This is a genomic window from Rhizobium sp. 10N414 (genome assembly GCF_056394785.1).
Genome location: NZ_JBFTIN010000050.1, coordinates 20,257 through 32,315, shown reverse-complemented (window position 1 = coordinate 32,315; position 12,059 = coordinate 20,257). Strand labels below are relative to the sequence as shown.

General features: G+C 55.1%; 14 protein-coding genes and 1 pseudogene. 9 read left to right on the top strand and 6 right to left on the bottom strand.

Translation table 11 applies throughout. The features are described 5' to 3' along the window. Positions 1 to 173: 173 nt before the first annotated feature. The 5 genes from tnpB to AC1DE4_RS28145 all read right to left on the bottom strand — a co-directional run bounded on the left by tnpB (position 174) and on the right by AC1DE4_RS28145 (position 3,089). Positions 174 to 530, bottom strand: a complete 357-nt coding sequence (gene tnpB, locus AC1DE4_RS28165) for an IS66 family insertion sequence element accessory protein TnpB (RefSeq protein ID WP_028748976.1) — start codon at positions 528 to 530, stop codon at positions 174 to 176. Continuing rightward, complete coding sequence (gene tnpA / locus AC1DE4_RS28160) at positions 527 to 997, bottom strand: IS66-like element accessory protein TnpA (RefSeq protein WP_477884148.1); 471 nt, start codon at positions 995 to 997, stop codon at positions 527 to 529. The genes tnpB and tnpA overlap by 4 nt, the downstream gene beginning before the upstream one ends. Further along, positions 978 to 2,402 (bottom strand): hypothetical protein, encoded by a 1,425-nt coding sequence (locus AC1DE4_RS28155; protein WP_477884146.1) that lies wholly within the window; start codon positions 2,400 to 2,402, stop codon positions 978 to 980. The genes tnpA and AC1DE4_RS28155 overlap by 20 nt, the downstream gene beginning before the upstream one ends. 98 nt (positions 2,403 to 2,500) lie before the next feature. Continuing rightward, a complete protein-coding gene (locus AC1DE4_RS28150) occupies positions 2,501 to 2,740 on the bottom strand; it encodes a DUF7706 family protein (RefSeq protein WP_477884144.1) in 240 nt (79 codons plus the stop codon). Position 2,741: 1 nt separating this feature from the next. Continuing rightward, positions 2,742 to 3,089 (bottom strand): hypothetical protein, encoded by a 348-nt coding sequence (locus AC1DE4_RS28145; protein ID WP_477884142.1) that lies wholly within the window; start codon positions 3,087 to 3,089, stop codon positions 2,742 to 2,744. Between the two features lie 856 nt (positions 3,090 to 3,945). On the opposite strand from AC1DE4_RS28145, the gene AC1DE4_RS28140 reads away from it, so the two are divergent. From AC1DE4_RS28140 to AC1DE4_RS28125, 4 genes are all read left to right on the top strand, one after another. Then, a complete protein-coding gene (locus tag AC1DE4_RS28140; RefSeq protein WP_477884140.1) occupies positions 3,946 to 4,188 on the top strand; it encodes a hypothetical protein in 243 nt (80 codons plus the stop codon). A gap of 421 nt (positions 4,189 to 4,609) precedes the next feature. Next, complete coding sequence (locus tag AC1DE4_RS28135; RefSeq protein WP_477884138.1) at positions 4,610 to 5,824, top strand: hypothetical protein; 1,215 nt, start codon at positions 4,610 to 4,612, stop codon at positions 5,822 to 5,824. A 216-nt stretch (positions 5,825 to 6,040) separates the two neighbouring features. Beyond that, positions 6,041 to 6,598: a TIR domain-containing protein gene (locus tag AC1DE4_RS28130; RefSeq protein WP_477884136.1), complete on the top strand. Its 558-nt coding sequence runs from the start codon at positions 6,041 to 6,043 to the stop codon at positions 6,596 to 6,598. Between the two features lie 10 nt (positions 6,599 to 6,608). Then, positions 6,609 to 7,484 (top strand): macro domain-containing protein, encoded by an 876-nt coding sequence (locus tag AC1DE4_RS28125; RefSeq protein WP_477884134.1) that lies wholly within the window; start codon positions 6,609 to 6,611, stop codon positions 7,482 to 7,484. A gap of 302 nt (positions 7,485 to 7,786) precedes the next feature. Here the strand turns inward: AC1DE4_RS28125 and AC1DE4_RS28120 are convergent, their stop codons facing one another. After that, positions 7,787 to 8,896 carry an integrase gene (locus AC1DE4_RS28120; protein ID WP_477884132.1) on the bottom strand — a complete coding sequence of 370 codons (1,110 nt, stop codon included), beginning with the start codon at positions 8,894 to 8,896 and terminating at the stop codon, positions 7,787 to 7,789. 842 nt (positions 8,897 to 9,738) lie between these two features. Here AC1DE4_RS28120 and AC1DE4_RS28115 point away from each other — a divergent pair. The 5 genes and pseudogenes from AC1DE4_RS28115 to AC1DE4_RS28095 all read left to right on the top strand — a co-directional run bounded on the left by AC1DE4_RS28115 (position 9,739) and on the right by AC1DE4_RS28095 (position 11,584). After that, positions 9,739 to 9,912, top strand: coding sequence for a hypothetical protein (locus AC1DE4_RS28115; RefSeq protein WP_477884130.1), 174 nt, complete (start codon positions 9,739 to 9,741; stop codon positions 9,910 to 9,912). Beyond that, on the top strand, positions 9,909 to 10,193 hold the full coding sequence (locus AC1DE4_RS28110) for a helix-turn-helix domain-containing protein (protein ID WP_477884128.1): 285 nt from the start codon (positions 9,909 to 9,911) through the stop codon (positions 10,191 to 10,193). The genes AC1DE4_RS28115 and AC1DE4_RS28110 overlap by 4 nt, the downstream gene beginning before the upstream one ends. Positions 10,194 to 10,212: 19 nt before the next feature. Next, entirely contained in the window at positions 10,213 to 10,497 is a 285-nt protein-coding gene (locus AC1DE4_RS28105) for a hypothetical protein (RefSeq protein WP_477884126.1), read from the top strand. A gap of 69 nt (positions 10,498 to 10,566) precedes the next feature. Next, entirely contained in the window at positions 10,567 to 10,785 is a 219-nt protein-coding gene (locus AC1DE4_RS28100; RefSeq protein WP_477884124.1) for a hypothetical protein, read from the top strand. A 458-nt stretch (positions 10,786 to 11,243) separates the two neighbouring features. After that, positions 11,244 to 11,584, top strand: a pseudogene (locus AC1DE4_RS28095) (hypothetical protein). Positions 11,585 to 12,059 lie beyond the last annotated feature (475 nt).

Here is a 12,059-nt window from a genome sequence, read left to right as displayed (position 1 = left end):
CCAAAGAGTTGGCCCTCGAGGAAGGCAACGCGCGCTTTGAGATCGGCATTCTCTTCGTCGAGCGAGAGAATGATCCGGGTCAATCGCGCAGCATCCTGGGGCAAGGGATCGGGTCGAAGCGGCATTACAGACCCTACCATATGAGCCTGAATCTTCAAGCAAAACCAATGAGATCAGCCTGCTTTTGAGGGCTTCCTCACCGCGTTTCGTTTGACGCGCGTCCAGTCAATACCATCAAGCAAAAGCGAGAACTCTTGGGCACTCATCTGCATCGCGCCATCACGGATCGGCGGCCAAACGAACTTGCCCGCCTCCAGCCATTTCGTTGCCAGGATCATGCCTGATCCGTCCCAGTAAATGCAGCGAAGTCGATCCAGACGCTTGGCGCGGAATACGAACACGTCGCCACAATAGGGATCGGCCGCAAGCGCTGACGCCACCAAAGCCACCAGGCCATTCATGCCGCGCCGGAAGTCGACAGGTTGCGTCGCAACCATGATCTTCACGCCATTTGGCGAAACTCCGATCACCGGCGCCCTCGCAACGCCGCCACCATCGCTTGTGCCAGCTCAGGCGCTACCGGGCCGACAACCGTCATGCGCGCGCCAGCAATCTCGATCTCAATCCGACCTGCGGCAAAGTGGGTGACATCCGACGGCGAGCTTCCGGGAGGCGCTCGATCGCCAACCACCGTCACGGGCACGAACATCGCCTGCTGCGCGCAGGTCTTGGCAGAACGACGAGGCGTCAGTCCAGCTTCCCGACGCCAGACGTTCAGCAACCCGCGATTGACGCCCCAGCGCCGGGCAACGGCCGAGATATTCACGTCAGGTTCTGCGCTTTCCGCAAGGATCCGCGCCTTCTCCTCGTCAGTCCAATTCCGCCGCTGCCGCCGACCGGTGATCACCTCGATCCGACGATACTTTCCCTCATGCCTGGCTTCATGCATGCCTTCATCCATGACTTCAAGCATGGCATCAGCGCGATCTCCAACCATTCCATTCCGCTCCTTTCGATGAAGGAGCATATCTCGCGGCCTCATTCACAAAAGAAAAGGTGGGTTGTTCGTCGCGCTCACCATCGAAATGGGCGGCAAGGTAGTCCGCAACCTTGGCCGCGACATACTCTACTCCCGCCGCCGCTCGCCTCGCCTTGTCACGCCTACTCCCGCGCCCACCTCTGGCCGCCCGCTCATCTGCGAGACCACTGTCCGTGGCGAAGGCAATGAGTGCTTCATGGAGATGATCGGCCAGGCCAGTACGACCGCCATGCATCCTCGTATCCGCGCCAAAATGCCACTCCGCCAAGAGCCGCTGGCCTTCTGTACGCAGCGCGTCGAACAACTCGTTGGACGCCGCAAGACCAAGCTTCGACTGTACCGTCGCCGCCTTGCGAACGAGTACGGCGCGGTCAATGGACGTGTCGACATATTCCGCGTAGTCCGAGAGCGTCGGCCAAACATCGGAATTCGGGGTTCGCGTGCACCAGATCGGCGAAGTTGGGCACTTCATGCGTCCTGTCATCGTCGGAGCGGCTGGGTCCGCACCGAGGTCGAGCAGTGCGGCGACGAGACCTCGCACCACCGCGTCGAAAAGTTTCACCGGTTGTTTCCGACACCGCTCATCCTCGCTGCGCCAGACAGCGGAGCCGGAAGGTAGTAGCCAGATGAAATGTGGCCTTGCTAACGTCCCGTTGTCCATCAGGTCACCGACGATGATATGCGGCAAGCAAGGAATGCGCCCCTCGTGCACCAGGTCACTTAGTGCAGCTTCGCAAGCGTCTGGACTATTGAAAACACCATCGCAATCGACCCGGAGCGCAGCCATGAACTCACGGTTCAGTTCGACGTAAGCATAGTCCAACGTCAAAAGTTTCGAGCGGGTTTGCACTGCCAGATTTGCTTTGTCATCGGACGCCCGCGCTTGTCCGCCACGAGGAACAAGCGAGACGAAATATTTCAGGACGAAGTTGTCCTCGGATCGGAGCCCGAACTCTCTGAACGGCTGCCGCGTCCGGCCCGCAATCTCACGGGCAAAACGAAGCTGATAGCCTTCCTCAAGACGCTTCCGCACCAGCTCCTTTTGCTCGATGGCAGTCGCTACAAAATCGTTCGTCGTGTCATAATTAGATCGCTGCTGACGGCGTTGCTTGGCCTGTCGTTTCTGGCGTCGAGCTTCGGCGTAACGGGTTTCAAATCCCATCATCCCCTTTGGGAGGTCCGTGGTCGCGGTCAGTGTGCGTGCAGCGCACGCGGCCGCCACCACGTTTGCGGCTGATGCAAACATGTTGTAATTATCCTGATTGTGATGAAATGGGCCGGAAGCTACTGGCCAAATTTGTTGACGGCTTAGATTAAGAAGTTCGGCGCTACCGGCTGGCCAATATGCCAGCCTGCCGCTCACCGACCCGGAAGATGGGTCTTTACATCCATGTAGCCGTCAGCAATCATGTGTTGTTCCTAAAAGCCGCCGAGGGTTCCAGCCCGTGTTAAGGCGGCTTTTTAAATGCTCATGGCTGGCGGAACCTGCGTCAACCGCCGATCCGATTGTCGAGGAGCGAAACCTGCCTCGGCGAGCGCATGACGCAATTCGTGGATTGCATCGACCATCTGACGCGCCTCGGCTTCAGATGCCGAGAATAACCGGACGCGATCTAGGAAGGAGCGCTTGCAAAATTGCGCCAACGCTTCAGCGTGCCCGTCGTCCAATATCAAGCTGATAACGTTCATGCTTCCATTCATTCTAGGAAGCTCCGCCCTCTTTAGCCACGAGCGGCGCACTCTCCGGTACGCGAAACCCATTTCTGGCAAGGGCGCTGTATCCCTCGGCAGCCAAAAAGCCCCAAGCCTTCGTCGCTAGATCGCGCTTGTTGCTATTTTCCGGCACGAGATGCTCAACCATGAACTTCAGCCTTGCGATTTCTGCGGTTCTTCGACACACAGCGTCGGGGCGGTGCTTGAACTCTTCCAGATGCTTATACTCTTGCAGAATGAGTGAGTTCAGTTCGAGTGCGATGCTGTAGGCAAAATCCCGATCTAGCGGCAAAATCTCTCTCAGATCGATGGTTATCTCATTTTCAATTTTGCTCATAAAATGCCTTTCTAATTTTGGGCAAAGCTCCGCCGTCCTTGTGGAAAGGAAGCTTTGAAATCGGGCGGGGGGGAACGGAGGGCACAGTTAAGCGCCCTCCGAGAGCCTGCGAAAATGCAAGGGAGGGGATCCGCCAAAGATGATCAGAAACCTTCGGGAAGCGAAGGCACTGCCGCCTATGCGGGCGGTCAAGTGATATGCGGCATCGAGTGTGCCGCAAATCATTTCAGAGCCGCTTGCTCAGCGGATGAAGACGAAAATGGGGCAAGCATTGGAGTATTACAAGCCCTTTTTTAAGTCGAGCCAGATGGGCAAGTCGTTGAAAATAAAGAAGTGTTGACATTTCTCGGTTTTTGCGAAGGAACGCCATTACTGAAACACAACAAAACCAAATGCTTGATTCAGCTAATGTTGACATTAACCTTAAATTTACTGTTTTCGCACCCCAACAAAAAAATCCGGCAGGGGAGCCTCGCTCTTTTCCGCTACGATTCTCCGGGCCTTCGACCTGAGCCGCGTGTCTCTGGTCGATCCGCTTCGCGTACCTGCACTCCCGGATAGTCGCGGAACCTTGCCGCTCGGTGACACGACGGCGGGCGGCTCTTTATGACCTTGCGGTCACCGCCATGACCATTCTGGCCAAGGCAAGGAAAGAGCCTATGCCGCCCGCCGCCCTGTCAACCCTGCCTGCCGCCGAGACGAGACAAACGATCCCTCTCCAAGACCACTAAAATCCGACATATTCCGTTAGCAATCAGAATCCCATGTGCGACATCTTTCTTGTCGCAAGGATTCTCAAGAATCCTCAACTATGCTATAAAATCCTCAATGAAATCAAATATAAATGAGGATTTTCATGCGCCAGACGATCACGAAAATCAGAGGGCTGACGGTTAATATCGAAGTCATTGAGATACATCAACAAGACGCGACCGGCGGCACGATCTGGTACTACGCGGCGATCTATGTCCAGCGGCATGGAAGCGCAGAACGGAAGCTTGTGCGCAAGTCCCGGCTACCGGGAGCGGCGGCGGCACTCAAGGCGGAAATTCATAGGGACGGCATCCGTGCTTTTGACGGGTTCGGGCCGACTGCTTGAAATTCCGCAATGTGGTGCTTTATGTAATCTGTCGCTTGAGAAAGGCGGCGCTGATGACGGATGATGAGTTTGTAGAATTTCAAAAGGAAGTTGCAGCAACGATTGCGGAAAGCGAGCGCTCTGCAAAAGCGATAGAAGAAATCATAGCCCAAGCTCTGACGCTAGACGCGGCCATGACCGAAGCAGTCCGCCTCCTTGAGCTTTTCGATCCCGCCCCGGACACCCCCCTAACGTTACCTCAGGCGGTTTGCCTGCCGGAACTCGGCGGCATCTCGTATCGCAATACGGATTCCGAGCCATCCACAGTTGTCACTGTGAAAACGCTGCGCCTGGCGATTGAGCGAGGGCGGCTGGCAACAACCCGTCTTAACACCAAAAACCTTTACGTCACGCGACGCCAAATTCAGGAGTGGATCGCCTCATGCCAAGACCAGCAAAGCCCCCGCATCTCGTCTGGATCAAGCCAAAGTTTCATCCCGGCCCCGAAAAGAAACTTAAATCGCGGGGATATTGGGCGATCAAGCACGGACCGAAGCTTGTTAGCACGGGACTCGGCTTTGAATTTCGTTCGGACGCTGAAATAAAGCGCCACGAGTACGAGGCGGCTTTATACGCGCAAACGCCGATTGCCGACCACGGCAAAGACGTTCGCGAAGTTCTCGTTGTCGATCTCATCCGTTTCTACATTGAGCGACACCAGAAGAAGATCGCGAAGAAGTCGAAAGAAAGAAAGCGCGATTATCTGAATTCCGTTGAACGCCTGATCACCTTTTGGTCCGGCAAGACAGTTTACGACATCAACGAGAGGAATTGCGTTGCATATCAGCAGAGCGCCCGACCCGGTAAGCCGCTGGCTGATAACACGGCTCGCCGTGAACTTCAGGACCTCAAGGCGATGGTCCTGTTTGGTTTAAAAAAAGGCCTGTGCGAACTCAAAGGTCACATTATCGACTGGGAATTACCTGCCGCCCCGGAACCTCGCATGACATACTATAGCGCCGCCGAAGTCGCGAAGCTGGTACGATGTGCATACCGAGCCAAGAATGATGTAATAGGTTCCAAGGGTCATAAGACTTCAGAGCATCTGGCGCGATTCATTCTTATTGCCGTTCACACCGGCACCCGCGCCGAGAAGATCGAACAAGCATCTTTTGAAAACGTCGATGGCCGTCCATGGATGGATGTTGAGAGTGGGATTTTTTACCGAGCAGGAGTCGGAAATAAGACACCGCTGAATAAACGGGCCGATCCCGTTCGCATCCCAGACCGCCTCTTGCACCAGCTTAAGCGCTGGAAAAAGGATGGGTCAATTAACGTGATTGAGCACAATGGCAAGCCCGGCTCGACCCGGCGAGGTTTTTATACGCTCAAATACAAGGTGTTTGACGAGGCGCGAGCCAAGGAAGTCAATCGCCATACCTTCAAGCACACGTGCGCAAGTTGGTTGATGGCGAAGCGCGTCCCCTTAGACATCATCGCAAGTTACTTATCGACGACGGAAGAAGTGATTAAGGCCGTCTACGGCCATTTTTCCCCGGACTTCCATATCGAGGTTAACGACGCGCAAAGGGCTGACCGGGAAAAGAGAGCTGCCGAAGCTCAAAGGAAAAAGGCGAAGGCGGCAAAAGCCGCTTGATCGGTTCAAATCCTAGTTGATGGCGCTATACGCCAAAACCCCACAAACCGGCTTGATACCTAAACAGGGAGTGCGAACAAATCTGCCTGACAGCTTCGCTTGTGCATCCAACACTTCGCGTTGCGTACTACTTGACGAGACTCACTGGAAACTAGCTAATCCAAAAATTGGGATGGCTTCATCGTCCTAATAAACCAGCGCTTCTACGGAGTACCAATGTTGCGGACTGTCACATATTGCGCCTTCTACGTTGCAGAACCTTTTAATCCGGGTGCATTAGGCGCACATGCAACGAAGGACTTTTGTTACTACAATTTGCTGCGGTCGTGGAAAGGCAGCGATTCCAGTTTTCCCTTCACCGATGCACATGCGACCACCTACAGTGTTCGAGACGGCAGTGATTGGGAGAAAACGCTAAGGCCCCGTCTGCGAGAGCGAATGAGGTTGTCAAAAAACATGGTGCTGTTTCTCAGCAGTAACACGGTGAACTCCCGAGCCCTCAGGGAAGAATTAGACTATGGCATCAACGATCAGGCCTTACCGATAATCGTGGTATATCCAGAATACGACACCAAAGAAAGCCTGATGAACAACGGCTCTCTCAAGCCTGGAATTAGAGAGCTTTGGAACAACCTTCCAATTTTCAGAGACTCATTGCAAAAGGTTCCAACGCTCCATGTGCCGATGAAGAAAGAACTGATCAGATCAGCACTCGCTGACGCAGATTTTATGCTTGCAACCAAAGCATCCCCGCAGGTCTATCGTTACTCGTAGTTGCCAAAAAATGAGATACTTTTTTAAATCTATTCGAACGCTATCTTTTTGGCGTTACGCGCTTTTATCTGGTGAAGCAGTTGCCAAAGTATTCGCAATTGTGGGTGCCATATATCTTGTCATGGATATGGCGGATTTTTTTAATATTTACACGAAAGATAGATATAGTAGCTACGCTGTACTGATCATGACGGTATTCGCAATTTTGTGGGTTGTGACTACTCGCCGCCCAATTACCCGGTTCTCATACAAGGTACCCGGCAAAGATTTCCAGGTCGAAGTGCGGATTGGCGATTTGTTCGATGGCAACCACGACGTTGTTGTCAGCACAAACACTACGTTTGACACGGATATGGCCAGCGGACTGATCGACACCGGCAGCATCCAAGGTCAGGTAGCGACAAAATTCTTCAATGCAAACACTGAGGAAATCGACCGTCAGCTTAGCCTCGATCTCGCAGCAGTTCATGGAGTACAGAGAGAAAACGCTCCAGGTAAGAAGGTCGAATATCCAATCGGTACCGTTGCTCGGGTCACAAGCCATAATCGCACCTTCTATTTTGTCGCGATGTCCCGTCTTAATGACCAGGGAAATGCAAGTTCCACTCCGCGTCAAATTGAGGACGCTCTTGACGCCACCTGGAAATTCGTACGTTCCAATGGAAACTTGAGAGACCTTTCTGTTCCGCTCATGGGTACAGGCCGGGGGCGAATTGGGGTACCGCGCAAAAAGATGGTCGAGCGTATCGCGCAGTCATTCTGTGATGAAGCGAAGAACCAAGTCTTTTCTAATCGGTTGTCAATCTCGATCCGCCCAGAAGATGCCGAAGACTTTGCCGTTAATCTGTATCAAATTCGAGACTACCTCGTCCAAAGTTTGCACTAGCTACGGTACGTCTCCTTAAGGCCGATGGCTGCCGATGGTCGGGCCTGCGACGAAAACTGAGCATCTTACACCTAACGATATCTAACGGAACAACGGAAAAAAGAGGGAACGAAGGGGTATCAAAGGAATTGGCAAGGCCCAGAATTCCGGGCGATCAGCTAAATCCCCCGAAGTTCGGGACGTGGGGGTCGAGTGTTCGAATCACTCCACTCCGACCAGCCGAAAAGCCCGCGCAAGCGGGCTTTTTTCATTTCGGGTTTGCGTTGCGGAAATTCCACGGCAACGAATGCGGCAATGAATGGTCATTTCTTCCGGCCGGCCCTTCCTGATGTGAACGCTGCACCGACACCAGCCTGATGATCTGGGTGGTGGTGGCCGTAGGTCTTTTCCAATGTCTCGAGCGTCATGCCGAGGTAGCCAGACGCTTCCCATTTGTCGGCTGCCGCCTGCATCAGCCACGTCGCAGCCGTGTGCCGCAGGGTGTGCCGTACGATGCCATCTGCATCGGCGCCTAGAACGTCATCCACGAGGTTACGAAAAGCGCGCTTGGGATCTGCCGGCTTGCCGTTGTACTCGACCACATACTTTGCGCCGAGACGGTGCCAACGGCGCATGTGGGCAAGCAGACGGTCGGGCAAGCGAATCGGTGGAGCGCGCTTGTTGGCGGCGACGATCTCGCCCTCCCATGCTCGGTAGAACACGCCAGCTTCAAGGTCGATGAACGGACGGCCTTCCTCCTTGATGAATGAGGCTTGCCAGATGCGAGACGATCGGCTGCCAGTGTAGACAGCGGCCAGCGTGAAGCGTGCGATATGAATGGTCGGTCGCCATTTGTTCGGGACGCCACGAAACTTGGATCGCTTCTTGTATGCAGCCCAGATGAGCTTTGCCATCATGGATCGATCCAGGTGCTTCACGCGACCCTTTGCCTTCGGTGGAAGGGTGACGGTCACTGCCTGGCGCGTGACGTTATCAGCGATGGCCTGTCGGCATGCTGCGCGCAGATCCTCTAGCTCGCGGCGGGAGCCGTTCGGAGTTCCACGCTTCTTGGCGTACTCGGCGCATGTCGCGCTCGTGATGTCGTCGAGCGTTTTCTCACCCCAATAGGCGAGCAGGTTCTCGGCGCGCGATGCTAGCTCTTTAGGGCGGGTCGCCGTGTCGCGCTTGAGTTGGAGATAGTGTGCTATCACCTCCGCAACCGTTACCTCGGACGCTGCTCGGTCTTTCCGTGCTGGCGTCGCGATGAACTGGCGCGCGATGTGGTCGGCGAGGGCCCTCTCAGCTCCGCTATAATCATCCGCGCCGCAGCCGCTGCTGTACTGCTTTCCGTCGTCGAGGATGATCCAGACGGGCGCTCGGTCCTTGCTTGCTGGCCGGAGCCAGAGGCGGGCTGGTTTGCGGGCACGCGACATGCTTGTTTCATCTCCTCAATCGATCGAAGCGTGGTGAAGTCCTTACCGGCTATGCGCATGACGACCAAACGCCCGCGGCTGGCCTCTCGTCGGAGCCCGCTGACCGTCATGCCGCCATGAGGGAATGCGAGTGGCAGGATGTCAGAGAGCCGCAATGGCGCATCTGGTGCGATGTTGTCATTTGCAGCTACCGGCATCTGTCTCCCTCATTTTTCGTGGTTTCAGACTATTCTCAGCATTGGTGCCCCAACGTCCAGAAAAGAGCCCAGAAATGGACCAGCCGGCGCGCCTCAATGTGGGAGAGGGTGGTGATCGCGCCGGCCTGTGGTGACTTTGGATAAAAGAGGCGCGACATCATGTCGGCCGGCGCGCATTGTCGCGCCAAGAACTTATGGTGACGGGCGGCGACGTCGTGATGCCATCGCCGCCCGCCCGGCCAACGTGTCAAGCGCCGGCCGCCCCGCGCAGGGTCTCTGAATTCAATGGGTATGTCGAAGGACTGAGCCCAGAACATGCCTTATCGGGCGCTCATGGGCAGTCAACAAGAGGATCTGGTAAAACTCGCGCCCCATCATGCTGCGGGAGCGGGAAATGACTATGGCTAGTTCGCCATGGAAGTCGACCAACTGGCCTACGCGGAAACGGTACGCTGCAACATAACGTCTTCTTCTTCCGACTAGGCTGCGGGGCAACGCAATTCTGTCAATGTGAACCTGTTCCGTTGGCATCTTTCTCTCCTCGCTGCGTTTGCATTTGTTAGTATTTGTATAGCGAATGATTTCATAGCGGTCAACTAGAAAATGCGATAAATGTTAGCATACTGCGAACAGAGGATATGACATATGGCTAAGACGGCCGCGATCGGCATCAGGGTCGAGCCCGAGTTACAAGAAGCGATCAAGCTGGCTGCCAAGGCCGATCGTCGGTCTGTGGCGTCGTACATTGAGAACTTGATCGCCGAGGACTTGGAGAAGAAAGGGCTGCTGCCACGAGGCGGCGAAGTCGGCAACGGATGAATCTTCTCACAACTAAGCAGGCCGCAGAGCGCCTGGCCGTTTCGGTCTCCACGCTAAGAGCACTTGTGAACGCCGGTCAGATTGCCTTCCTCAAGAAGGGCGTCGGATCTGAGCGCACACATATGCTGTTCGATCCTCATGATCTAGACGACTACGTGAAGCGCAGTAAATCGCGCGTCGTGCCGTTTGCTAACCCAAAACACGTAATAGCGGCTGGAGGCTTTCTCGAGCAGCGCGCCGAAAGGCTGGCCGCAAGGGCATCTGAACGCAATAGGAAATAACACCTAGAGGGAGGCTGATTTGAAGATTTTAGCGCGTGGGTACCGGCGCAACATGGGCAAACACGAACTCGTTGATGAAAATATCATTTCGATACTCAATGTGCGGAAAATGGAGGATGACGATGGCATTGAAATTGAAATGTCGCCGGCGCGCGTCTCCCTCAATGGAGACTACCGGCTCTACGTGACACTCAGCCAAGCGGAAGTAGATTATCTATCTTACCGGTCCATCACCGCACCACTCGAGGCGAAAATAAGAGAACTGGAGGAACGGCTTGAATTTATCGACGCCCGACTCGGTTGAGGCGGTTCGCAAGGGCTACTTGACCGCCACCACGTGTTGAGCGATTCTCGCTGCAACCTGGGGGTTCAAATGTTCCATTTTCTCACCATTGTAGGCGTGCTGCAGATCTTGTTCGGGCTCGCCGTAGGCTTCACCGGGCCGACCGTCGCGCAGGAAGCTGTCGGCGCGATCTGCTTCGGCTTCGGCGTTCTGTCGCTTGGCGTTGCCGCGATAGTCGACCGGCTCGAGCGGGGGCTTCAGATGCGGGATCGTCCGATTCCGCAGTCCGAGAAGCAGTACGCCAACTAAGGGAAAAAGTCGGCCGCAAAAGCGGGACCGGTCATCTGCCGGTACTTTTCGTCACCTGGTTAAGCCTGAATGTAAGCCGACCGGCCAAATCACCACGGGATAAAAGCGCAATACTGCCGTTCTACGCTTGCGAATATTTCATGAGTTTGGTTCTCTAAGGGTCCTGGCAGCGGGGAATACGGCATCAGCTAGCAGGCAGGCCGCATTCTCCCGCGTCAGGTGGCTCCCCAAAGGCGGATCAGCGCGAATGCTGATCTCGCCGAAGCCAAAAACACACTGCTACAAGCTCTCTCCCGGATCAACGACAATTTGTCGCCTCGTCGCAAAACGGTGTGGACGAACGCCCCTGCGACAAAAGCTGCTGTGACCGACAGTGGACAACCTCAAATAGCCGCTTCCGCCTCGACTGCGAACATGCATACGTAACAGCGGGTTAAGATTATTTTGAGGGGCCTTAAGTGAAAATTCGTTACGTTGTGCTGGCATCGCTGCTGGCCGCCACTTCCTGTGCAAAGCGTCCTGACGCGCAATCGTACCTGTCGATATCCCGATGGCTGCGTACACGGGCTCCAGCTGTCCAGTCCTAGCTGCGGAACTTGTCAAGGAGCAGGAAAATCTTGCTACCGTTTCCAAGGCCCAAAATGACGCTGCTACCGGCGATGCTGTTGGAGTGTTCCTGATCGGCGTGCCGACATCGAGCACGTTTGGCGGCGACAAGGAAGGCCAGGTTGCCGTCGCCAAGGGCAAGGTTCAGGCAATTCAAAACGCAATGCGTAGCAAGAATTGCTCGGCGAGGTGATCTCTTGGGCGGGCATGGGGGCGGTGGCAGGTCTGTCGCCCCGAACCGCCTGTGTGCACATCGAGACGCATTCCGCTACGTCGTACCGGACTCCCGCCTCAACCGCGCCTCTATGTGCGAGTCCAGAAATTCCCAACGCATGTCGAAAGTTGCCCGCACTAAATCGTAGTGGGCGTCGAAGCGCCGGATTACCGCGAGCTCGAGATCGTCATCCATGTCGCGAGCATCGAAGTCAAATTCGGCCCCGGCATAAATTCTGAATTCTCTCAACCCAAATGAGCGCTCGAAGTCTTCTCTCATCACTTCGACAAACCGACCAGTGTACTCTAGAATTTGATCATCAGTCGGTCTTTGCATTGCCACGGCACACTTGAACAGCTGGACACATTAAGCGTTACAGGAGCTTAGGCAGAAAGCTGAAACACAACAAGAACAAAATTCTTTGTGGATGAGCCCGGCTGTCGGCACCCTTTGA

Bases quoted from the DNA above. Each gene is read 5' to 3' on its own strand.
- AC1DE4_RS28130 (WP_477884136.1), top strand. From the start codon at position 6,041: ATGTTGCGGACTGTCACATATTGCGCCTTCTACGTTGCAGAACCTTTT.
- AC1DE4_RS28120 (WP_477884132.1), bottom strand. From the start codon at position 8,896: ATGTCGCGTGCCCGCAAACCAGCCCGCCTCTGGCTCCGGCCAGCAAGC.
- AC1DE4_RS28145 (WP_477884142.1), bottom strand. From the start codon at position 3,089: ATGAGCAAAATTGAAAATGAGATAACCATCGATCTGAGAGAGATTTTG.
- AC1DE4_RS28110 (WP_477884128.1), top strand. From the start codon at position 9,909: ATGAATCTTCTCACAACTAAGCAGGCCGCAGAGCGCCTGGCCGTTTCG.
- AC1DE4_RS28100 (WP_477884124.1), top strand. From the start codon at position 10,567: ATGTTCCATTTTCTCACCATTGTAGGCGTGCTGCAGATCTTGTTCGGG.
- AC1DE4_RS28150 (WP_477884144.1), bottom strand. From the start codon at position 2,740: ATGAATGGAAGCATGAACGTTATCAGCTTGATATTGGACGACGGGCAC.
- AC1DE4_RS28140 (WP_477884140.1), top strand. From the start codon at position 3,946: ATGCGCCAGACGATCACGAAAATCAGAGGGCTGACGGTTAATATCGAA.
- tnpA (WP_477884148.1), bottom strand. From the start codon at position 997: ATGGTTGGAGATCGCGCTGATGCCATGCTTGAAGTCATGGATGAAGGC.
- AC1DE4_RS28135 (WP_477884138.1), top strand. From the start codon at position 4,610: ATGCCAAGACCAGCAAAGCCCCCGCATCTCGTCTGGATCAAGCCAAAG.
- AC1DE4_RS28115 (WP_477884130.1), top strand. From the start codon at position 9,739: ATGGCTAAGACGGCCGCGATCGGCATCAGGGTCGAGCCCGAGTTACAA.
- AC1DE4_RS28125 (WP_477884134.1), top strand. From the start codon at position 6,609: ATGAGATACTTTTTTAAATCTATTCGAACGCTATCTTTTTGGCGTTAC.